Source organism: Micromonospora sp. B11E3 (assembly GCF_039871625.1).
Taxonomy (GTDB): domain Bacteria; phylum Actinomycetota; class Actinomycetes; order Mycobacteriales; family Micromonosporaceae; genus Micromonospora.
The window spans coordinates 1-21667 of record NZ_JBDPMC010000018.1; the positions used below are offsets into that span (position 1 = coordinate 1).

At 69.5% G+C, this 21667-nt stretch carries 21 protein-coding genes; 6 read left to right on the forward strand and 15 right to left on the reverse strand.

The genetic code is table 11. The annotated features are described in order from the left end of the window. Window positions 1-135 precede the first annotated feature (135 nt). From ABGB16_RS12175 to ABGB16_RS12190, 4 genes are all read right to left on the reverse strand, one after another. Window positions 136-2619 (reverse strand): ATP-binding cassette domain-containing protein, encoded by a 2484-nt coding sequence (locus ABGB16_RS12175; RefSeq protein WP_347668114.1) that lies wholly within the window; start codon window positions 2617-2619, stop codon window positions 136-138. 62 nt (window positions 2620-2681) lie between these two features. After that, a complete protein-coding gene (locus ABGB16_RS12180) occupies window positions 2682-3842 on the reverse strand; it encodes a substrate-binding domain-containing protein (RefSeq protein ID WP_347668115.1) in 1161 nt (386 codons plus the stop codon). Between the two features lie 61 nt (window positions 3843-3903). After that, complete coding sequence (locus tag ABGB16_RS12185; RefSeq protein ID WP_347668116.1) at window positions 3904-4824, reverse strand: ABC transporter permease; 921 nt, start codon at window positions 4822-4824, stop codon at window positions 3904-3906. Between the two features lie 133 nt (window positions 4825-4957). Further along, entirely contained in the window at window positions 4958-5713 is a 756-nt protein-coding gene (locus tag ABGB16_RS12190) for an SDR family oxidoreductase (protein WP_347668117.1), read from the reverse strand. Between the two features lie 359 nt (window positions 5714-6072). Here ABGB16_RS12190 and ABGB16_RS12195 point away from each other — a divergent pair, with 359 nt between their 5' ends. The 4 genes from ABGB16_RS12195 to ABGB16_RS12210 all read left to right on the forward strand — a co-directional run bounded on the left by ABGB16_RS12195 (window position 6073) and on the right by ABGB16_RS12210 (window position 10492). After that, on the forward strand, window positions 6073-6924 hold the full coding sequence (locus ABGB16_RS12195; RefSeq protein ID WP_347668118.1) for a carbon-nitrogen hydrolase family protein: 852 nt from the start codon (window positions 6073-6075) through the stop codon (window positions 6922-6924). Window positions 6925-7069: 145 nt separating this feature from the next. Beyond that, entirely contained in the window at window positions 7070-7933 is an 864-nt protein-coding gene (locus ABGB16_RS12200) for a cyclase family protein (RefSeq protein WP_347668119.1), read from the forward strand. A 54-nt stretch (window positions 7934-7987) separates the two neighbouring features. After that, window positions 7988-9682, forward strand: a complete 1695-nt coding sequence (locus ABGB16_RS12205; RefSeq protein WP_347668120.1) for a dihydroxy-acid dehydratase — start codon at window positions 7988-7990, stop codon at window positions 9680-9682. Between the two features lie 102 nt (window positions 9683-9784). After that, window positions 9785-10492 (forward strand): GntR family transcriptional regulator, encoded by a 708-nt coding sequence (locus ABGB16_RS12210; protein ID WP_347668121.1) that lies wholly within the window; start codon window positions 9785-9787, stop codon window positions 10490-10492. A 175-nt stretch (window positions 10493-10667) separates the two neighbouring features. Here ABGB16_RS12210 and ABGB16_RS12215 read toward each other — a convergent pair whose 3' ends face one another. The 5 genes from ABGB16_RS12215 to ABGB16_RS12235 form a co-directional block, all read right to left on the reverse strand. Further along, window positions 10668-11174 carry a hypothetical protein gene (locus ABGB16_RS12215; protein ID WP_347668122.1) on the reverse strand — a complete coding sequence of 169 codons (507 nt, stop codon included), beginning with the start codon at window positions 11172-11174 and terminating at the stop codon, window positions 10668-10670. After that, window positions 11110-11589 (reverse strand): DUF2809 domain-containing protein, encoded by a 480-nt coding sequence (locus ABGB16_RS12220; protein WP_347668123.1) that lies wholly within the window; start codon window positions 11587-11589, stop codon window positions 11110-11112. The genes ABGB16_RS12215 and ABGB16_RS12220 overlap by 65 nt, the downstream gene beginning before the upstream one ends. Window positions 11590-11786: 197 nt before the next feature. After that, window positions 11787-12290, reverse strand: coding sequence for a thioesterase domain-containing protein (locus tag ABGB16_RS12225; RefSeq protein WP_347668124.1), 504 nt, complete (start codon window positions 12288-12290; stop codon window positions 11787-11789). Window positions 12291-12406: 116 nt separating this feature from the next. Then, the gene (locus tag ABGB16_RS12230) at window positions 12407-13444 is read right to left on the reverse strand and encodes an ATP-binding protein (RefSeq protein WP_347668125.1); all 1038 of its coding nucleotides are present in this window, start codon (window positions 13442-13444) and stop codon (window positions 12407-12409) included. Next, complete coding sequence (locus ABGB16_RS12235) at window positions 13441-14139, reverse strand: response regulator transcription factor (protein WP_347668126.1); 699 nt, start codon at window positions 14137-14139, stop codon at window positions 13441-13443. Before ABGB16_RS12235 ends, ABGB16_RS12230 begins: the two co-directional genes overlap by 4 nt. Before the next feature lie 113 nt (window positions 14140-14252). On the opposite strand from ABGB16_RS12235, the gene ABGB16_RS12240 reads away from it, so the two are divergent. Together ABGB16_RS12240 and ABGB16_RS12245 are read left to right on the forward strand one after the other, a co-directional pair. Then, window positions 14253-14828: a DM13 domain-containing protein gene (locus ABGB16_RS12240; protein WP_347668127.1), complete on the forward strand. Its 576-nt coding sequence runs from the start codon at window positions 14253-14255 to the stop codon at window positions 14826-14828. 43 nt (window positions 14829-14871) lie between these two features. Next, entirely contained in the window at window positions 14872-15405 is a 534-nt protein-coding gene (locus tag ABGB16_RS12245; RefSeq protein WP_347668128.1) for a hypothetical protein, read from the forward strand. 361 nt (window positions 15406-15766) lie between these two features. Here the strand turns inward: ABGB16_RS12245 and ABGB16_RS12250 are convergent, their stop codons facing one another. The 6 genes from ABGB16_RS12250 to ABGB16_RS12275 all read right to left on the reverse strand — a co-directional run bounded on the left by ABGB16_RS12250 (window position 15767) and on the right by ABGB16_RS12275 (window position 21666). Then, window positions 15767-16108 carry a YciI family protein gene (locus ABGB16_RS12250; RefSeq protein ID WP_347668129.1) on the reverse strand — a complete coding sequence of 114 codons (342 nt, stop codon included), beginning with the start codon at window positions 16106-16108 and terminating at the stop codon, window positions 15767-15769. Between the two features lie 178 nt (window positions 16109-16286). Next, entirely contained in the window at window positions 16287-17024 is a 738-nt protein-coding gene (locus ABGB16_RS12255) for a metal-dependent hydrolase (RefSeq protein ID WP_347668205.1), read from the reverse strand. 191 nt (window positions 17025-17215) lie between these two features. Next, window positions 17216-18667: an aldehyde dehydrogenase family protein gene (locus ABGB16_RS12260; protein ID WP_347668130.1), complete on the reverse strand. Its 1452-nt coding sequence runs from the start codon at window positions 18665-18667 to the stop codon at window positions 17216-17218. Further along, window positions 18660-19346: a GntR family transcriptional regulator gene (locus tag ABGB16_RS12265; protein ID WP_347668131.1), complete on the reverse strand. Its 687-nt coding sequence runs from the start codon at window positions 19344-19346 to the stop codon at window positions 18660-18662. Before ABGB16_RS12265 ends, ABGB16_RS12260 begins: the two co-directional genes overlap by 8 nt. Window positions 19347-19387: 41 nt before the next feature. Further along, window positions 19388-20536, reverse strand: coding sequence for a Xaa-Pro peptidase family protein (locus ABGB16_RS12270; RefSeq protein ID WP_347668132.1), 1149 nt, complete (start codon window positions 20534-20536; stop codon window positions 19388-19390). A gap of 23 nt (window positions 20537-20559) precedes the next feature. After that, window positions 20560-21666, reverse strand: coding sequence for an aminotransferase class I/II-fold pyridoxal phosphate-dependent enzyme (locus tag ABGB16_RS12275; protein WP_347668133.1), 1107 nt, complete (start codon window positions 21664-21666; stop codon window positions 20560-20562). Between the last annotated feature and the right edge of the window lies 1 nt (window position 21667).

Sequence of the window (21667 nt, forward strand, 5' to 3'; positions counted from 1 at the left end):
GTTCAACAAGCTCAAGCAGTTCCGGGCGGTCGCGACCAGGTACGACAAGCGCGACTACATGTACCAGGCCACCGTCGACATCGCCACGATGAAGATCTGGCTACGCGACCTCACCCAAGATCGACGAAACACGGCCTAGGCGCGACTCCGGCGCTGAGCCTGGGCGAACAGCCCGGTCGCCGCGAGCGCCATCAGGCCGGGGAGCCAGTACTGCCACGCCTGGGAGAGGCCGGCGAATACGGCGACGTTCTGTGTCACCTGAAGCAGCAGGACTCCGCAGAGAACACCGATGAAGCTGCCGCGCCCGCCGAAAATGGAGGCGCCGCCGAGTACGACCGCGGTGATGCTGGCGAGCGTGTAGGACGTCCCGGCGGTCGGGTCGCCGACCCCGATCTGGGCCGCGAGCAGGAACGCGCCGAACAGTGTGCATACCGAACTGGCGACGTAGGCCAGTACCTGGACGCGGCCCACCGGGATGCCCAGCTTGTGTGCGGCGTGCTCGTTCGAACCGGCGCCCCGCAGGTACAGGCCCGGCATGGTCCGCCGCGACGCGAGTTCAAGGCCGAGCAGGAGTACCACGCCCGCGAGCACCGGCCAGGGGACCGGGCCGATCCCTGCTTTCAGCAGCGCGGTAACCGAGTCGGCGATCGAGCCGCCGGGTACGTCGCGCATGACCAGGGACAGCCCCTGCAGCGCCATGTACGTCACCAGCGTCGCCACCACGGGGGCGGCCGCCGCGAACCGGACGAGTATTCCGTTCGCCCCGCCGACGGCGACGGCGAGCAGGGTCATCAGTCCGACCCCCAGAATCCACCAGACGACCGCATAGTCGTCGCTGACGTAGAACGACGCCACCACGACGAGGGCGCCGCTGAGCGGACCGACGGAGAGGTCGATCCCGCCGGTCAACATCACGATCAACTGCCCGGCGGACAGGAAAAGGAGGGGCGCGAGCAGCTCCAGCATGCTGCCGATGTTGAAGCTGGAGAGAAACCGTTCGTTCTGCGTGGCGCCGACGAGCCCGAGGGCGAGCACGGCCGCGAGGAGAAAGACGCTCGGCCCCTGCTCGCTGCTGAGAAACCGGCGCCACCGGCTCCCCCGGGCCCGGCCGGACGTGGCCTGCTCCACGTGTTTCGTGACCGTACCGGTCAGCGACGCCGCCGTGATGGCGTCGTCGGATATGTCGTCACCGACGAGCTCGGCCACGACCCGGCCGGCGCGGAAGACCAGGACCCGGTCGCACAGACCGGCGAGTTCCACGTTGTCCGAGCTGAGCACCACGACGGGTACTCCCTCGGCGGCGGTCTGCCGGAGCCGGTGGTAGATGTCGGAGCGGACACCTACGTCGATGCCCTGGGTGGGCTCGTCGCAGAGCAGGACCTTGGGGTCGGAGAGCAGCGACCGGCCCAGGACCACCTTCTGCTGGTTACCGCCGGACAGCGTCTCGACCGCCACGTCAGGCGAGGCGAGCCGCACGCCCAGGTCTGCGATCTCCCGTCGGACGATCCGCTCCTCGGACTGCGGGGCGATGACACCGGCGCGGGACGTCCGGTGGGTCGCGGCGACGGCCAGGTTCTCCCGGACGGAGTGGATGGTGGCCACCCCTTCGATGTGGCGTTCCTGGGGCATGAGCACGATGCCCGACGCGCGGGCACGGCGTGGGCTCGACACGTCGACCGGGCGATCGCCCACCGTTACCTGGCCGCTGCTGCGCGTCGCGCCGCCGAGGGCCCTGATGAACTCCCGTTGGCCATTGCCCTCGACGCCGGCCAGGCCCACGATCTCGTGCCGCGCCACGTCCACGCTCACACCGGCGAACCGGTCGGACGTCAGGTCCCGTACCCGGAGTACGGGTTCACCCAGCTGGTCGGCGCGGTCGGGGAACAGCGCCGTGACCTCGCGTCCGGCGACTCGGGTGATGATTTCCTGCTCGCTGACGTCGGACCGGTTGAATGTGCCGCGGATCTGGCCGTCCCGCAGCACGGTGATGCGGTCGGCCAGCGCGAACACGTCGGGCAGCCGGTGGCTGATGTACACGACCGCGACACCACGGGCCGCAAGCCCACGGATGCCATCGAACAGTCGGTTGGTCTCGGCGGCCATGAACGGTTCGGTGGGTTCGTCGAAGATGACGACCTCCGGGTCGCAGGCGAGCGCGCCGCAGATCTCGACCGCCTGTTTCTCGGCGAGAGTCAGGGTGCGGACCGACGAGGTGGGGTCGATCGGCATTCCCATCGCCGCCAGCTTGTCCCTCGCCCACCGGGTGGCCTCCGCGAACCTGGGCCGCTTCGTCTCCGGGACCGACAGCATGAGGTTCTCGGTCACCGTCAGGTCGGCCAGCAGCGCTGGATGCTGGAAGGCGATCGCCAAGCCCTGCCTACGCGCGGCGGTCGGCGAGACTTCGGCTATCGGCCGCCCGCCGATCTCGACGCTGCCGGTGTCCGGCTTGAGCGCTCCGGATGCGATCGCCATCAGGGTGGATTTCCCCGCGCCGTTGCCACCGACGAGCGCGTGGATCTCGCCTGCGTGGACCTCGAAGTCGACCCGGTCGAGGGCAAGGACGCCAGGGAAGCGTTTTGTCACACCACGCATCACGAGGCGGGCGTTGGATCCAGCCATGGTTGGTGTCCCTTCGGATGCTTGGCCGTTGGCCGGCGTGCCGGCCAACGGCCAAGCATGGGTCAGTTGTAGATGCTCTTGAGCTGTTCGGGGCCAAGCTCCGCGGAGAGGATGGCGTTGCTGGGCAGGGCCGGGTCGCACTTGGGCTGCTTGGCCTTGTCGAAGCTGTCCTCGTAGATCGGGATGTTGATGATTTCGGGCTCGTCGTCGGTGATCCCCTGCTTCGCCGCGACCGCCTTGCGCAGGGCGAGTCGGACGATCCAGGTCCGGCTGGAGACAGTCACGATGTTGTAGTCCGGCTGTTGCGCACTACGCTTCTTCCACTCGCAGGCGAAGCCGTTGAGGTCGTTGGCCGTCCAGAGGGGCAGCTTCCGGTTGGCCGCCTCAAAGGCACGGAGGCCGCCGAGGGACCCGTCACCGGAGTCCGAGATGATCGCGTCGATCTTCGGGTATTTGGTCAGGAGGCCGGCGACGACCCGCTGGGTCTGCGCAGGGTTCCAGTTCGTGTCGATCGGCTTGCCCGGCTCGTTCAGCAACTTGGCATTCCGGCAGGCGGGGTTGGCGGCGAACTCCTCCTCCACACCCTTGATCTCGGTGGTGCTCTGGGTGTTGCCAGGCGTACCGCCGAGGAACAGCACGTTTCCGCCGGCGTCGCCCAGGTGCTCGCAGGTCCACCGCGCCCAGGTATGACCGTCGTTGATGGTGTTGTGGCCGACGAAGGTGGTGTAGTCCTTGCCGGGGGTACCGCCCGGGTTGGCGGTCCACGGGACGATGGCGACACCGGCTTTGAAAGCCTCCCGCAGGGTGGGCAGCAGCGCCTCCCCGGCGTCGGGGAAGACGACGATGGCATCGGCGCCCTGGGCGACGAGGGCCTTGATGTCGCTGATCGCCTTCTGCGGGTTGTTCTGAGCGTCGGAGTACGGCATGACGGTGAGGTTCGAACACTTGCGTGCCTCATCCTCGAACTCCGCCCGCGCCGTCTTGCGCCAGGCGTTGTCACCCGTCCCGTCGGCCAGCGCAACCTTCAACGGCTTGCTGCCGCAGAACTCCTGGATCGACTTCAGCTGGTTGACCTCGCCGACCCGGGTCTGGTCGCTGTAGACGGCCTCGACGTTCGCGGCGTTCGGCGAGTCGTTCTTCTTGGCGGCGCAGCCGGTGACGGCGAGCATCGCCGTGATCACCACCGCTCCGGCCGCCGGCGCGCGGCGTTGTTTGTCGATCACTGTTCCTCCAGTTCGGGGGCTATGGGGGGGGAAGAAACGGGGCTATCTGGGGTGGAAGGGTTCACCGGGCCCTGGGCACGCCGAGCCGGCGTAGGACCCCGGTCAGTGGAAGTCGACGCAGGACGACGGCCACCGCGAGTACGACCGCCTGGACGAGCAACTGGATCGACGTGGTGGCACCGGCGGCCAGGACGACCTGGTTGAGCTGGGTCAGGAACAGCGCGGCGACGCCGGTGGCCAGGGCGTTGCTCATGCCGCCGGTCAGTACGCTCCCGCCGAGGACCACGGCGGCGATGGACGAGAGCTGGTAGGTGTTGCCGAGCAGGATGTCGGGCGTACGCAGGTAACCCGCGAGAAGCAGCCCGGCCGCGGCGTACAGAGCCCCGGCTGCGGCATAGGCGGAGACCTGGTACGCCCCTGTCCGGATACCCAGCAGTCGCGCGGCTGCGGAGTTGGCACCCGCTGCCATGAACCGGCGACCCAGCACCGACCGGCGGCGCAGCCACTGGGTGGCCGCGACCAGTACCACCGCGATGATCAGGAGGTTTGGCACCGCCCACACCGAGCCGGTCGCGAAGCCGCTGAGACTCGCATCCGCCGAACCGGGGAATCCTCCGGACACCTGCAGGACCACGCCGATGAGGATCGCGTTCATGGCCAGGGTCACCACGAACGCCGCGATCCCGAACCGCACCACGGCGATGCCGGTGACGAGTCCACCGGCCGCGCCCACGAGGAGCCCGAGGGCGGCCGCGACCGGGACCGGGATGCCGGCGAGCTCCGGCACCTTGGTGGCGAACACCGCGGCCAGGGCCATGGCGCCGGGCACCGAGAGGTCGATGCCGCCCTGACTGACGACGAAGGCCTGCCCGAGCGCGGCGACCGCCAGGACCGCCGCGAAGGGAAACATCGAGTTCAGCGCGGAACCGGAGAGGCTGCCCGGCGCGATCAGCGGGCTGGCCGCGAAGAGCAGGGCGGTCATCACCCACACCGGCGTGAACGGTCCCCGGGGCAGCCGTACCCGTGACGCAGGGATCTGCCTGGATTGCTGTTCAGGTTCACTTACGTCGAGGGACATCCCGCATGTCCTTTCTGTCAGACCAGGGCGCGGGTGGTCATACGGCGGTGTAGCCGCCATCGACCGGAATGTCGGCACCGGTGATGAAGCTCGACCTGGAGTCGAGCAGGAACACGATCACTTCGGCGACCTCGGAGACGTCCGCGATCCGGTGCAGCGGATGGGAGTCGACGAGCTGCCGTTCGGCAGCGATCGGATCGGGTTGTGCCGCAAGGTACGTCCGCAGCTGGTCCGTACGGACCGAGCCTGGGCTCACGACGTTGCAGCGGATGTTGTGGCCGGCGTAGTCGGCGGCGATCTGGCGGGTCAGTTGGAGCACCGCCCCCTTTGAGGCGCAGTACGCCGGCTGATTGGGCAGGCCGACTCTCCCCGAGATCGACGAGAGGTTGACGATGGAGCCGCCCAGCCCTTGACCGACCATGGCTCGGACGACGTGTTTGCAGGTGAGGAAGGTGCCGGTCGCGTTCACGGTGAGCACCCGCGTCCAATCCGCGAGCGTGGTCTCGGTGAGCGGCGTGGAGATCATCGTGGCGGCACAGTTGACCAGGCCGTCGATCCTGCCCCAGGTGTCGAGCGCCGCGCCGACGGTGTCGTGGACCGCGTCCTCCTCGGTGACGTCGGCTACGTGGGCCAACGCCTGCCGCCCCTCGGAGCGCAGCTGCGCCGCCAGCCGTTCGATCGCCTCCGCTCGGTGGTCGACCAGCAGAACGGCGCCGCCCGCGGCGGCGACGGCACGTGCCACGGCGGCACCGATGCCACCGCTCGCGCCGGTGATCATGACGGCGTTCCCCATGATCAGTTCCTTTGGCTCGTAGGGTCAGCGGGTTGCCGGACGGCCCGGCCGGTCGGCGGGGCCCGAGGCGCCGGATGCCGTCGGGGTCCCCCTCGGATGCATCCACCGCCTGCGTGGAGATCTCCGACCCGTTGTCCAATGGCCAACACATCGCTGCGTTGACACACGGGCTGTACCGCCGATTATGAGGGTGAGCTGCGGGAACAGCTCTAAGCTGGGGATGAGGCTGACATGCTGCATGCAGCATGTCAAGGGCTTGACGGGCGACTTCCGCGATTGGCATGCTGCATGCAGCGTGCCGGTGACGGCGGTCGGAGCAGAGGCGGTGAGTGCTGGAAATGTCCGGGACGAAGGAAACGGTGAGGGTCGCGGTCGCCCAACTGCCATCAGCTAGGGGAAACCCGGATGCGAACGTCGAACGTACGGCCGCAACCATCAGACGCGCCGGCGCGGAGGGCGACCACCTGGTGGTGTTCCCGGAGTGCACACTCAGCGGATACATGTTCGACTCGCCGGAGGAGGCCCGGCGTGCCGCCATCGGCATCGGCGATCCCCGGATCGGGCACCTCGTCCAGGCATGCCGGGAAGCATCGACCATCGCCGTGGTCGGCTTCCTCGAAACCGACGGCACCCTGCTGTACAACTCGGCGGTGACGCTGGGCCCGCACGGGGTGCTCGGGATCTACCGCAAGCAGCACCTGCCGTACCTCGGCGCCGACCGGTTCGTGACGCCCGGTCGCGGCGACACCCCGCCCGTGGTGGAGACTCCGGCCGGAAAGATCGGCACGATGATCTGCTTCGACCTGCGCTTCCCCGAGGCGGCTCGGGTGCTCGCCCTGCAAGGCGCGGACATCATCGCGGCGCCGACCAACTGGCCGCGGAACGCGGATATGCTCTCCGACCACGTCACCCGGGTCCGGGCCCTGGAGAACCTCGTCTACCTCGCCGTCGCCGACCGCGCCGACGAGGAGAACGGCACTCCCTTCCACGGCCGGAGTCAGGTGGTCTCGCCGGCCGGAAAGGTTCTGATCGACGCCGGCACGGACGAAGGACTTTTCGGCGCCGAGGTGGAGCTCGCCCAGGCCCGTAACAAGAAGCTGGTGATCGTCCCCGGCGAGTACGAACTTGAGATCTTCGCCGGACGCAGACCGGACCGGTACACCGAGATCACCCGCCCGGTCCGGGCCGAGCGGGACGCGGACCTCGACTGAAGCCAGACGAAGACACCAGAGAAGGAGGGCGGCCGTGTGCGGACCTGGATTCATCACCGAGGCGACCCGGCAGAAGATCGCGGCCTACGCCGCCGAGTTCCGGAAGGTGACCAGGAGTCCCTTCGGCGCCGACGACGAGATCGGGATGCTCAACCTGTTGTCGGCCGAATCCGCCCGCGAGGTCATGCGGCGTGCCGACGGCGGCGCCGCGATCGACCTGTCGGTGGACATGTTCGTGGGCATGCCCTCCTGGATCAAGGCCGGTGACCCGCCCTTCCAGCAGTGGATGACCCACACCCCCGCCGGCACGGTTCTCGACGACCTGACCGGCGTCGGCCAGGCCCAGAACGAACTGATCTCCTACTCCGGCGACGCCGTGTCGATGTACACCCACACCGGGACGCATATCGACACGCTCAACCACTTCGGCTACAACGGCGAGATCTGGAACGGATTCTCCGCCGCGCAGCACCTGAGTTCCCGGCACTGGACCAGATGCGGAGCCGACAGGATCCCCCCGATCATCGGTCGCGGCGTGCTCTTCGACGTGGCCGCGCTGCACGGTGTCGACATGCTGCCGGACAACTACGGTATTGGCGCCGATGACCTACGTAACGCACTGAAACGACAGCGGACCACCTTCATGCCCGGGGACATCGCACTGGTTCGTACCGGGCGAATGACCCAGTGGCCCGATCCACGACGCTACATCGACAACAGCCCTGGGCTGAACCTCGACGGCGCGCGGTTCCTCGCCCTCGCCGGGGCAGCAGTGATCGGCGGCGACAACTCCGCTCTCGAACAGATGCCAGCCAACGACCCGGAGAACTGGCAGGTGGTCCACACCTACCTGCTCGGTGAGGCCGGTGTGCCCATCATGGAGATCGTCGACTGTGAGCACCTCGCCGCGGAGTCCATCTACGAGTTCGCCTTCGTCGGCGCCTGCCTGAAAATCCGCGGCGCCACCGGCGCGCCGATGCGCCCCCTTGCCCTGCCACTGATCCGCTGAACAACACGATCAGCTGGATTCCCCCGTCATCATTTCAAGTAAGGCGACCTTGTCATGCCCAACGAAGAGTTCACCTCTGCGGTCGACCGCAGCCGGACCGCCTACGGAGACGACGGTTTCAGTCGGTTCCTGCGGCGAGCGTTCCTGGCTTCCCGCGGGTACGACGACATCGACCTCGACCGGCCCGTGGTCGGGATCGCGGTGACCACCTCCGACTACAACACCTGCCACCGGGACATGCCGGCCCTGCTGGCGGCCGTACGGCGGGGGATCCTCGAGGCCGGCGGTCTCCCGATGGACTTCCCCACCATCTCCCTCGGCGAGATCCTCACGTCCCCCACCTCCATGCTGTTCCGGAACCTGATGGCGATGGACACCGAGGAGATGATCCGCGCTCTGCCGATGGACGCCGCCGTACTGCTCGGCGGCTGCGACAAGACCGTCCCGGCCCAGCTCATGGCCGCCGCGTCGTCGGACAAGCCGGTCATGCTCGAAGTGGTCGGACCGATGATGACGGGCAGCTGGCGCGGGCAGCGGATGGGCGCCTGCACCGACTGCCGCCGGATGTGGGGAGAGCACCGGGCGGGAAACCTGACGTCCGCGGACGTGACCGAGGCGCGAAGCGAGCTGGTCACGACAGCTGGCACCTGTGCCGTCATGGGCACGGCCTCCACGATGGCCTGCATGGCGGAAACGCTCGGCATGATGCTGCCCGGTGGAGCCAGCCCGGGGGCGTCGACCGGCGAGCGGCTTCGTCACGGGGTCGCCACCGGACGACGCGCCGTCGAACTGGCCCGCCAGGGGACACCCGCGCCGCGACAGGTCCTCACCAGGGACGCGTTCGAGAACGCCGTAAAGGTTCTCGCCGCGCTCGGCGGCTCCACCAACGTCCTGGTACACATGATCGCCGTGGCCCGCCGGGCCGGGGTGGACCTGTCCCTCGCCGACTTCGACACCATCGGCGCCAAGGTACCGCTGCTGGTCGACTGCAAGCCGTCGGGTGCGAACTACATGGAGGACTTCCACCGCTCCGGTGGGCTCCCCGCCCTGCTCAAAGAGCTGGAACCACACCTGGAGACGTCGACGGTCGGGGTCAGCGGACATTCCCTGGCCGACCTGCTCACCGAGACCAACCCCCGTGCCGACTGGCAGCACGTCATCCGACCGCTCGACGACCCCCTCGGGCCGCCCGGCGCTCTGGCGGTACTGACCGGATCACTCGCCCCGAACGGCGCAGTGATCAAAACCTCGGCGGCGAGCCCGTCCCTGATGCAGCACACCGGTCCGGCCTTCGTCGTCAACGCCGACCAGGACATCGCCTCGATCCTCGACGACCCCGACCTCGACATCACTCCCGACCACATTCTCGTGCTGCGCTTCGCCGGACCGATCGCCGCTGGAATGCCGGAGGCCGGGGCACTGCCGATCCCGGCCAAACTGGCGCGCAACGGAGTACGCGACATGGTCAGGATCTCCGACGCGAGGATGAGCGGCACCTCGTACGGGACGGTTGTCCTGCACTGCGACCCCGAGGCCGCCGCCGGCGGACCGCTCGCCGCCGTCCGAAACGGCGACCTCATCCGACTCGACATTCCAGCACGACGACTCGACCTTCTGGTGGACGAGGCGGAGGTCCAGCGGCGCCTGGCCGGTTTCACTCCCCCTCCGCTGCCGGAACGTGGCTGGCGACGGCTCTACGCGACAACGGTCCTGCCCCCTAGCCAGGGCGCTGACCTTTCATTCTTGTAGGCTCCGGGCGAGAAAGCGGGGAACGATGGGACCGGCGACATACCTGCGGACAACGGGCCGCAAGGCTGTTGCACGCCGTGCCGGCGGAAAGGGTGGGCGGGCGTGAAGCCACTGTCCGAGGACGCCTCACTGACCGAACGGGTCTTCGAGCAGATCCGGGCTGCGATCATCTCCGGGGAACTGGCACCTGGTTCGTTGTACTCCGTGGTGGAGATCGCGAGTCAACTGGGGGTGTCGCGCACACCGGTACGCGAGGCGCTGTTGCAGTTCGCGGCCAACGGCATGGTCAGGTTCGAGCGCAGTCGTGGCGTACGAATCCTCGAACTCTCGGTCAAGGACATCGAGGAGATCTACTCGCTACGGCTGCTGCTCGAGGCACCGTCGGCCTATCGGGCGGCGACTGAGATGAGCGATCGCGATCGCGCCGCCCTCAAGAAGGCGTTCGACGGTATGCGGAAGGCGTGTGACGCGGGCGACGAAGGGCTCTTTCAAAGGCACGACCTGGTGTTCCACGAGGCGATCGTTCGGGCGGCGGGCAACGAACGGGTCGTCCAGGTCGTGGCGAACACTCGCTCCCAGATGCACGCGCTGGGCCTGTCGACGACGAAGACCCGCACCCTCGCGGACATCCTGGCCGTCCACGAAAAGATCTATACCAATATCATGGCCCGCAATCCGGCTGGCGCCAGCGACGCGGTCCAGGACCATCTGATCGGTACGTTGCAGATGCTGGTGCAGCAGTCGACCGACGACCCGGCGGCGGTCGAGAACTACCAGCCACCCGTCAAACCGCTGAGGATGGCCCCCTAGTCCGCGGTCCACGCCCGATCCATCCCGCGCCTGGGCTGGCGTGAACTCGGGGCACATCATCACGACAGGTACGTGGAACCTCCCGCGTACCCGATCTCGACGAGGACGTTTCGGTCGAACCCGACCGCCGCGACGCATGGTGGTGCGGGCGGGCACGGCCCAGCCTGGGCGGCAGTCACGTTGCGGCCGATGCCGGCGTGCGCGTGTTCGGCGGCGTGTGGTCCAGTGCGCGGTGGCGTACACCGCGGATCAGCAGAAAGCCGATCATCCAGAACTCGCCGATCGTTGCGGGATAGACGAGGGCGTCAGCGACGACCTGTGCGTCCGGCGCGAGGTATCGGATGAACGCGCTGGTCGGCACCCTCGTCGGCGCCGGGTTCTCGTACCGCCTCGCACACCGGGCGCTGCACGCGTTCGGCAGCATGCCGCTCGGGTTCGTCCAGGAGATCTTCAGCCCGGCGTCGGCCGGTGGAAGCACGCAGGTCGACACGGCGGAGGCAGACCTGGCAGCGATGGCCGACGCCCTGCCCCACCTGACGGTCATGGTCACCACCGAGGCCCACAGCGTCGAGAGCATCACACTTGGCTGGTGCGACACAGCCAGGTCGAGTTCGAGTTCACCCTCGACCTGCTCCTCGACGGGCTCGAACGCCTCCGCGACTGACCCGAGCTTCCGGCGCACCGGAAGGTACCTGTCGCGCTGATCGCCGTACCAGCCAGTGCAACAGAACGAGCGGGACGATGCCGGCTGGATACCACAGAAGATCGGTGCGGTCGAACTGCACGCCGAGTACCAGTCGGGCCAGCAGGCTCCGGGTGGACAGTTCGCCCGGGATACCGGTGAGCTGGAAGCATTCCATCGCCCAGCACCACGCCCATGCGATCCCGGCGGTCGCCAGCGGCGAGCGGCGCGGCCACAGGAACAGCACACCGACGTACGACATCGATGCGTAAAGCGCAGTCCCGGAGTACTGCTCCAGGCGTCCTGTGCTGTTCAGCGTGCCAGCGGTCACCGCGCGAATCGTCAGCGCGACAGCCAGAAAGCCGACCCCCGCGGCGAGCATCAGCAGTCGAATCCGAAGATGGCCTGTCGACACTCCCGGCATCGTATGACAAGCAGTTCCGAATCGTCCGGCCGGTGTCGACGATCGTAGGCGCTCAGTGATCGGGTGGCGGGCGCTGCTGTCCTGTTGTCGTGCCAGATCGCGGCGGCTCTGCCTCGACCGCCAGCATCGTGGCAAGACCTCCTGCTCGCGGACGCAACGTGACCGGTCCTCGCGCGCACGATCGACGGCTACTCCGGCATCTCCCGGTCCGCCAGCAGGCCGGCCGGGGTGGCCCCGAAGTCGCGCAACGCCTCGATCAGGCCGGTGTCGTCGAGTTCGTGGCAGCGCTGCCTGATCAGCCGGGTCTGCGGCGCCTCGGCCCCGCTGACCAGCAGCGCCAGCGGATCGGGCGCGCCCCGGCGGCGCAGCTCCCGGGTCACCTCGAACGCCACCAGCGCGCCCAGGCTGTGCCCGAACAGCAGGAACGGCCCCGACGCCCGCTCGACGACCGCCGTCGTCAGCTGATCCACCAGCTCCGTGACGTCGTCGACGGGCGGCTCGTGCAGCCGGGTCCCCCGGGCCGGCATCAGCGCGACCTGCAACGTCAGCTCCGGCTCGGCCATCGCCTCCCACTCCAGGAACGACGCGGCGATGCCGCCGGCATGCGGGAAGACGAAGACCTGCGCGTCGCCGGCGGACTGGGCCGCCGACCCGAACCAGCGACTCGCGCCGTCCGCACTCACCAGGGCCATGACCGCGAGCATAGGTCAACCGAGGAGCGGAGCCGCCCGACCGCCGGCCGGGGGGCGGGTTCCTTGGGCGTGGGCTCGTGGGATCGTCCCGGACCGTGGGTGGGACAGGCGGGTGGTCAGCTCGTCGGGGCCGCCGGGAGGCGGACGACGAAGCGGCACCCTTTGGCGACGTTGTGCACGTGCACTCGCCCGCCGTGCGCCTCGACCAGACCACGCACGATCGCCAGGCCCAGACCGCCGCCGGTAGGCCCGCCACGGTCGGCGCCGGCCGGCGCGGGGGTGCGGGCCCGTTCCCCGCGGAACGCCACGTCGAACAGCCGGGGCAGGTCCGCCTCGGGAATCCCGCCGCAGGTGTCGGAAACAGCAAGCCACACGTCTTTCTCGTCACGGCCGGCGTCGATCCGCACCGTGCCGTCCGGCGGCGTGTACCGCACGGAGTTGACGAGCAGGTTCGTGACGACGCGGGCGAGTTCAGCCTCGGCCGCCCGGACGGTCGGCCAGCCGGTCTCCGGGGCGAGTACCCGCACCCGCCGGTCGGCGGCCAGCGGCGCGGTGGCGGCGATCGCGTCCGAGACGATGTCGCCGAGGGGCACCGGGGACAGCACGGGCCGCAGCGCACCGGCGTTGATCCGCGACAGCTCGAACAGGTCGTCGACCAGGCGGGTCATCCGATCCGTCTCGACCCGAATCCGGTGGTGGTACTCGGCCACCGTCGCCGGATCGTCGACCACCTTGTCCTCGAGCGCTTCCGCCATCGCCCGCAGGCCCGCGAGCGGGGTGCGCAGATCGTGGGAGACCCAGGCGACCAACTCGCGCCGGCCGGCCTCCAGCTGCCGTTCCCGCTGTCGGGCCTGGTCGGCCCACACCGCCGCCTGCGCCAGCCGCCGCGCGAACGCCACCCCGACGGCCAGGGTGACCGCCGCGGACGCCGCAACCGTGACGAGCACGGTCTGCAGGTCGTGTGCGGACAGGAACATGGCCTCTGCGACCGCCGTGACGCCCACGGCCACCGATACGACCGTGACGGCCAGCAGCACCGCCACATGGGCGAGGATCGACCGGTGGCGCATCAGACGCAGCGCGCCGACGCCGAGCGCACCGACGGCCCCTCCGGCGATCGACGCGTAGAGACCGATGATCAGAAGATCCTTCACCGGTCCGGCCCCTGTCGCTCGTACCGGTAGCCGACACCCCACACGGTGACGATGCGCCGCGGCTCCGCGGGGCGTTGCTCTATCTTCTCCCGCAGCCGCCTGACATGGACGGTCACGGTGGACTGGTCGCCGAACCGCCAGCCCCACACGCGGTCCAGCAGTTCGGCGCGTGACCAGGCCCGCCCGGGGTTCCGCAGCAGGAACGCGAGCAGGTCGAACTCCCGCAGGGTCAGCGCCAGGTGATCGTCGCCGAGCCGGGCGACCCGCCGTTCAGTGTCCGCCGTCAGGTCGCCGTCGCGCAGCACCACCGGGCCCCCCGCGTCGCGCGGTGCCGCGCGCCTCAGCACGGACCGGATACGCAGCACCAACTCCCGCGGGGAGAACGGCTTCGTCACGTAGTCGTCCGCGCCGACCTCGAGCCCCGCGACCCGATCGGCCTCGTCACCGAGCGCGGTCAGCATGACCACAGGCAGGTCCGGCATCCGGGCACGCAGCCGCCTACACACCTCGATGCCGTCGAGACCCGGCATCATCAGGTCGAGGACGACCAGGTCGGGTCGCTCGGCCGCGACGGCGGCGAGCGCGTCGGCCCCGTCGAAGGACAGCCGGACCCGGCAGCCGTCCTGCTCGAGGTAACGCCGGACGACATCGCTCACCGTTCGATCGTCGTCGACGACGAGCACGTGATGCCCCATGGGCGCAACGCTACCCATCGACGGCCCGCTGCGGACGCCCGCGACCGGACGGCGGGACGGCCGTAAGCAAACGGAAAGACCTTCCCGCGCCGGGTGGGCTTACCGTCATCGACATGCTCAGAAGACGTTGGCTGTTGTCCGTTCTCGCCGTCGTGGTCGTCGCGGGAGTCGGGGTCGGTCTGTACCTGTTCCAGCCGTGGCGGCTGGCGACGGACCGCGAGGTACGCGAGGCGCTGCCCACGGTGGCGGAGTCGCAGCCGACCGGCTCGACGGAGCCCCAACCCACCGGCGCGACGACGCCGCAGCCCACCGGCTCGACGGAGCCCGCGGACATGATCCTCGCCGAAGGTGACTTCATCACCCAGGAGCACGACACGACCGGCCTGGCGCAGTTGATCCGCCTCGCCGACGGCCGTCGTCAGCTGCTCCTGCGCGGACTGGACACGTCCGACGGCCCCGACCTGCGGGTCTGGCTCACCGATCGGGAGGTGCTGCCCGGCCGCGCGGGCTGGCGCGTGTTCGACGACGGCCGCTGGCTCGAACTGGGCCGGCTCAAGGGTAACCTCGGCGACCAGGCGTACGACATCCCGGCGTCAGTGGACCTGGACGGGCTGCGCAGCGTGTCGATCTGGTGCAAACGGTTCGCGGTGTCCTTCGGCGCCGCACCGCTCGCCGCCACAGACGCCTGAGCGGCGACGATCTGGTCATCGCCTTCCTGCGCACCATATTGTGTTGACCATGATCGAGACCGCTGCCCGGACGACCCGCAATCGGCGCAGCAGCAGCGTCTTCGTACTTGCGTGCATCAGCTTGGTGCTGTCGCTGGTCGCGTGCGGTGTGGCCGGGCTGGCCTTCGGCAACGACGAACCAGATCCGCTCCCAGTGCAGTCCGGGCCGCAGGTCGCCAGCGCCGCTCAGGTGGAAGCCGTCGCCCACGTGACCCTGCCTCCCGGAACCGTGCTGTTGTCCGCCGCCTACAGCAACGGCCTGGAAACCCTGCTCTCGGCGAAGTTCCGCATACCCCGTACCGCGCTCGACGCCTTCATCGCCGAGGCAGAGTTCACAGCGGCTCCCACACCGGGGTTCCGGGCGGTCGACGCGAAACACAACGTCGGCGGCGGCAACCTGTGGGACCCCGAAACCGCCAAGACCGTCTCAGGCATCGTCGAGGAGCAACCCACCGCCGACGGCACGCGCCGGTCGGTCCTGTTCGGCCTCGACGCACCCGACGCGGTCACCGTGTACCTGTACGCCAGCCGCGGCTGAACCTCGCGGACGCCCTGAACGATCATTGAATTCGCAGGTCAGCGGCCGGAAGCAGGCTTTGGCACTGGCGGTCGTCCTGGCCCTGACTGGGGTGTGGAAGGTGTCGACAAGCCCAACTGCGCCTGCCCGGAAACCAGGACCACCTCGTCGACCGAGTCAGGAATCCCGGGCCTGACGCACCGCGCCCGGAGCCCCGGCGTCCACAAGATGCCGGGGCTCCGGCTTGTCCCGGGCCCGCGGCGGTGAAGCGTCTGAACAAACCCAGCGGCATCCCCAGGTCGTCTGCGGAACATGGACGGCGCTGGGGCGAGGAGGGGATCTGGCCGAGGCCTGATGCGACTCCCAGCGAGGTCGAGGCCCGTCAGCTGGCGGGATCGTACTGGAACGCGCGGACCTCCTGCGCGCATCGGCACGCGACCGCGATCTTCGCGGCCCACTCCAGTGCCGCCTCGCGGGACGGCAGCTCCAGTACCGCGTAGCCGCCTTCGAGCTGCCGCGTCTGCGGGTACGTGCCCTCGGTCACGGTCCCGTCCCCGTCCACCATGACCGGCGGAACGCTTTCGTCGATGCCACCGCCGAACACCCAGACGCCGGCGTCCTTCGCCTCCTGCACCACAGCGTGCGACGCGTCCGAAACCGCCTGCAGATCCTCGTCGGGAACGACCATGGCGCCACTCGGGAACGAGATCAGGTACTTCGTCATCGTGTCGACTCCTTCTTCGCGCTTCACGGATCGCACCCATCCTCGCCGACGCCGGCGCCGCCGCGCATGAGCCTGACCCGCCTCTTCGGACACCTGGATCGCGGCGATGATCGCCTCGAAAGGAGTCCGTGAGATGCCTGCCGCCCACCCGCCGCGTAACGGGGTGAGGCGGTGGGGGCTACGGGGTGACCAGGGTCCACGCGCTGATCACGCCCAGCAGTATCAGGACGGGCACGACCAGCAGCAGCTCGGCCGCCGACCCGGTGCGGAACCGCAGCGGCGCCCACATACCCACCGCCGCCCACCGACAGCCCCGGATCCGGATCGGCCACAACAGCGGCACCCGGCTGAAGGTCAGCGCGTCGCCGAGGGAGTGCACCAAACAGCCCAGCCCCAGCGGCAGGCCAACCCACCACCATCCGCCGCCCGGGCCGGGCAGCGCGGCGGCCATCAACCCGACCACCAGGCCGGTCAGCGCCGCCCCCCACGTCCCGCGGGTGCGCCTGCGCACCGCCCCACGCATCGCCAGCGCCGCGGCCAGCCCCGCGACGACCGCCGCGGCGACGTCTCCGCCCACCCAGCACAGCAGCGACACCACCAGGCCGGCGGCCACCGCGAACACCAGCGTGTGCGTGACCGCCCGGTGCCCGCCCCGGCCCGTACAGCAGGCACAGGAAGCCGCCCGCAGCGCCGCCGCTCCCGCCGCCGTGCCGCGGGCGATCAGTCGGGTCACCGGACCCAGCGACCGGGCGATGACCGACCCCGGATGGTCGACGTCCGGCAGCAGCGCCCCACCAGCGGTGACCGCCGCGCCGACCACCACCGTTCCCACCGCCGGCCGCGCCCCCAGGCTCGCCGCCAACGCGCAACCGCCAAGCCACACCACCGCCCCGGACAACGCGTGAGAACGCCCCATCACCGCCGCGCCACCACCCTCCACGTAGGACACAGAACGCGAAGGAATAATCGCAGAGGAGTACGGCATCTGTGTGCGGGCCGCGAGAACCGGCGGCAGGACCGGCCGGCCTCGCCGGTCCCGCCGCCGGTTCTCGCGTTGGGCGTCGACCCGCCCCCGGGTTCGGCCCGCTCGCACGGCGGGCGCGGCGCTCAGCTCGCCCAGCGGAGGTAGACCGACTTGGACACGGTGTAGAAGTCCAGGGCGGCCGATCCCTGTTCCTTGAACGCCGCGTTGGAGGAATCCTTCAGGCCGCCGAACGGCACGTTGGGCTGGTTTCCGGTTGTCGCCTCGTTCACCTTGACGGTGCCTGCCCGGACCTCGTCGGTGAAGGTCTGTGCCGCGGCCAGCGAGTCGGTCAGGATGCTGGCGACGAGCCCGTACCGGCTGGCGTTGACGCAGGCGATGGCCTCGGCAAGCGAGGAGACCTCGACGACCGCGACAACGGGGCCGAACACCTCCGTCTCGAAGATCTGCGCGCCGGGCGCGAGGTTGGTGAGGACCGTGGGTTCGAAGAACGGCGGGGGAGCCTCCCTGGGCGTGTGCAGGACCGCGCCTTCCCGTACGGCCGTCTCGACGATCTTCGCCACCCGGGCGTGGGCGGCCGGGTTGACGAGCGGGCCGATGTCTGTTGCCGGGTCCGTGCCGGCTCCGATCCGCACCGCCCGGGCCCGGGCGGCCAGCGACTCGACCAGTGCTGGCGCGATGCCCGGGGTGCAGTAGACCCGGCTGGTGGCGGTGCAGGCCTGCCCGGTCAGCCCGAATGCGCTCCGGGCGATCAGCTCGGCGGCGACGTCCGGCTCCGCGTCGTCCAGGACGACGGTGGCGTTCGATCCGCCCAGCTCCAGTTGGACGCGGGCCATGCGCTGTCCCGCGACCGCGGCGATCTGCCGGCCGATCTCCGTGGACCCGGTGAAGCTGACGGCCTGGATGCCCGGGTGGGCGACGACGGCGGCGCCGACCGTGGCGCCCCCGCCGATCAGGACGTTGAGTACGCCCGGAGGCAGTCCGGCTGATTCGAGGAGCTCGGCGAGGAGCACGCTCGGCCCGGGCGCTTCGAGGGCGGGTTTGAGCACGACGGAGTTGCCCGCCACCAGCGCCGGCCCGAGCTTCCAGGCGGGGATTGCCAGGGGGAAGTTCCACGGGGTGATCAGGCCGACCACCCCGAGCGGCTCCCGCCGCGACGTGATTCGCAGGTTCGGTTCGAGGTTGGCGAACTCGTGGCCGGCGAGTCGCCAGCCTTCGGCCCCGAAGAACGAGAGATAGTCGACGGCGCGATCGACCTCCACGCCCGCCTCCCGGAGGGTCTTGCCCTCCTCACGCGTGATGGCCGCTGCGAATTCGGTGCGGCGCTCGGCGAGGATCGCCGCGGCGCGGGTGAGGATCTCGCCGCGCCGCGGCGGAGGGGTACGTCGCCATGCCTGCTGCGCGTCGACGGCGGCTCGGACCGCCGCGTCGACGTCGGGGACGTCGGAGAGCGAGAGGTGCGCGACCAGGTCCCCGGTCGGGCCGTGCAGTGGTCGACTGCCGCCGCCGACCGGGCGCCCGTTGATGCGGCCGGCGATCACCGACCTGTTCGTGGCGAGGTTCTGGATGCTACTCACCGCCCGGGTCGTTCTCTTCGAGGATGTGTTCGAGGACTTCGTGCACGTGCTTGCGCATCGCGCCCTCGGCGCCCTCGGGGTCCTGGTTGGCGATCGCCTCCGCGATCGTGACGTGCAGGTGCGCGGCGGCCGCTTTGAAGCCCTGCCGCGCGGGCCTGATGTTGCGCAGGGTCTGCGCCAGGTCGAGCGCGTTGCGGGCGTATCGCTGGAGGTGGCCCGAGCGGGCGGCGTCGACGATGGCGAGGTGGAACTGCGCGTCGAGAGTCCTGAACTCCTTGGCCTCTCCGCGGTCGGCCGCTTCGAGGCTGCGGCTCGCGAGCTTGACGATGATCTCCGACTGTTCGTCGGATCGTCGCAACGCCGCCAACCTCGCGGTCATCCCCTCGATGCACTCGCGTACCTCGAAAGCCTCGGCCAACGCCGGCTTCGACGGCGTCGCGATCCGGATGCCCTGGGGATGGATCGAGACCAGGCCCGCCTCGGTCAGATGGATGAGTGCCTCGCGGACCGGAGTGGCGCTCACCCCGCAGAGTTTTGCGATGCGCGGGATGGTGAGGTACATGCCGGGGGCGAGCGTGCCGTCGACAATGGCCTCTCTGAGCAGCGCCGCCGTACGAGCTGTCAGATTCTGGTGTCGCGCCAGCGGTGTGATCTTCAGCGAGGAATCGTCGCCGCTCACTGCCCCTCCCCATTCGAGTAGTTCCACCAATATCTCATATATCACTCCGTTGCGGAGAGGACAGCCCGAGGCAACGTGCTCAGGAATCTCGTCTCATTCTCTTCCACCGCGAGGATGTCGGTGCAGCCGACGGCTCCCAGGCCCGGAACCCGAAGTGTCGGCAGAAGGTGGAAAACCATGCCGACCTCGACGGGGCGCGGATCGCCTGCGCGAATGTCGAGGACGTCGCCTTCGCCGAGGCCCGGCGGGTAGGCGATGCCCATGCTGTAGCCGCCGCGGTTCGGCCAGTACGCGGCCGGAACCTCGGCCTCCACGAGGGACCGGCCGGCCCTGTCCACGTCCCCGATCGGCACTCCCGGCCGGGCCGCGGCCCGCATCGCCTCTCCGGCGGCCACCGACAGCGCGACCATGTCCGTGAGCTGTGACGTCGGCTTCGCGCGCGTCACGGTCCGGGTCAGGACTCCGTGATACCTGCCCTTCGAGGCGCACACCTCCAGGCGCAGCGGCTCCTGGTCGCCCACCGGCCGCTGGGCGTGCGTCGAGTGGGTCACGAGGGAGCTCACCCCCGGAACGATGTAGGCCGGCGACCCGGTGTACTCGCTTCCGCCGCGCGCGAGGCTGGCGAGTACGGTGGCCGCGACGTCGCTGTCGGTCCTGGCCGTACGAAGACTGTCCAGCCCGGCGAGGATGGATTCTTCGGCGAGCTCGGTGGCCCGCCGGATCAGCGCGATCTCCGCGGTCGACTTGCGGGCGCGGTGCCGTTCCACGAGGCCGGATGCGTCGACCAGGTCGATCTCCTCGCGCAACTGGTCGTAGTACAGCGGAGGCAGGAACAGGCTCCGCCGGTCCACGCCGAGCCGCTTCTTCGCGAGCCCTCCTCGCCTGATCGACGACAGCAGGACCGGGATGGGGTCGGAAAGGGCGTCGACCCCGATCGGAACAGGTTCGGCCACCCACGGCAGGTCGGGCACGTTGACGCGTTCGGTGTTGCGGACCACGAACGTGATGTCGCCCTCGGCCGGCAGGATCACGCACTGGAAGATGTGATAGCCGGGCGTCGTGTATCCGGTGAGATAGGTGATGTTCTCGGGTCCGGTGACGAGAAGCGCGTCCATGTTCCGCGCGGCCAGGTCCGCGCGCACGGCCGCCAGCCGCGACGCGTACTCGTCGTCGGTGAAGTATCGGTTCATCGAGCTGTTCCTCTCCTAGCTGACTACTGGTTGATATCGGCGAGTTGCACCAGGGCAGCCGACAATCTGCTCAGGCCCTCCTCCAGCTCGGGCCGCGGCACCGAGAAGGTGAGTCGACCGAACACCGGGGCGCCGAATCGGTTGTCGTGTGCGACCGAGACGCGCGCTCGGGAGGCCCACGCCTCGAAGAAGGACGCCTCCGCGCCGTTCGCGAGGCCGAGCTCCTCGGGGACGAGCTCGATCAGTTGGTAGATGGCGCCGGACGGCTGCACCGTCCGGATGCCACGCCATCGGTCCACGACGGCGTGCGACAGGTCGCGCAGCTCCTGGTGTCGCCACGGGTCGTGATGATCTTGTGCCGCACCGGTGAGCGCGCCCCACGCCGCCCACTGGCTGATCGAGGGAGCGCAGTTGCACAGGCCGGCGTGCACGCGTCGGGCGACGTCGATGACGGCTCTCGGCCCGGCGGCGTAGCCCACCCGCCAACCGGTCATGCCGTAGGCCTTGGAGACGCCGTCGATCGTGACCGTCCGGGCCAGGACCTCGGACCCCAGGGAACCGAGGCTGGGCGCGGACCGCCCGTCGTACACGAAGCGGGCGTAGATCTCGTCGCTCACGATGATCGCGGAGCTGTGGTTGACCACGGCGTCGGCGAGACCGGCGAGCTCGTCGGCGCTGTAGACCGCGCCGCTGGGATTGGCCGGCGAGTTGAGCAGTACGACCCTCGTGTCGTCGTCGAGGGCGTCGCGCAGCTGCGCCCTGGTGAGCTTGTAGCCCGTGTCCGGTGTCGTCCTGAGCCCGACGATCCGCCCGCCCAGCCGCTCGATCTGGCCCCGGTAGCCCCCGTAGTGCGGGACCGGCAGCACGACGGTGCTGCCAGGTTCGACCAGTGCGCTGAGTACGCAGAAGACGCTCAGCTTCGCTCCGGCGGTCACCATGATCTGCGAGGGCTCGTAGGACAGGCCGCGCTCCTCGAGGAGGGACCGGCTGACGGCCTCCCTGAGGGGCGCGATGCCCGCCGAGCCGACGTACCTGGTGTCGCCACGGTTGATCGCTTCGGTGGCCGCGGCCGCGGCCGACGGCGGAGAGCCGATGTCCGGCACGCCGGTGGCGAGGTCGATGGTGTCCATC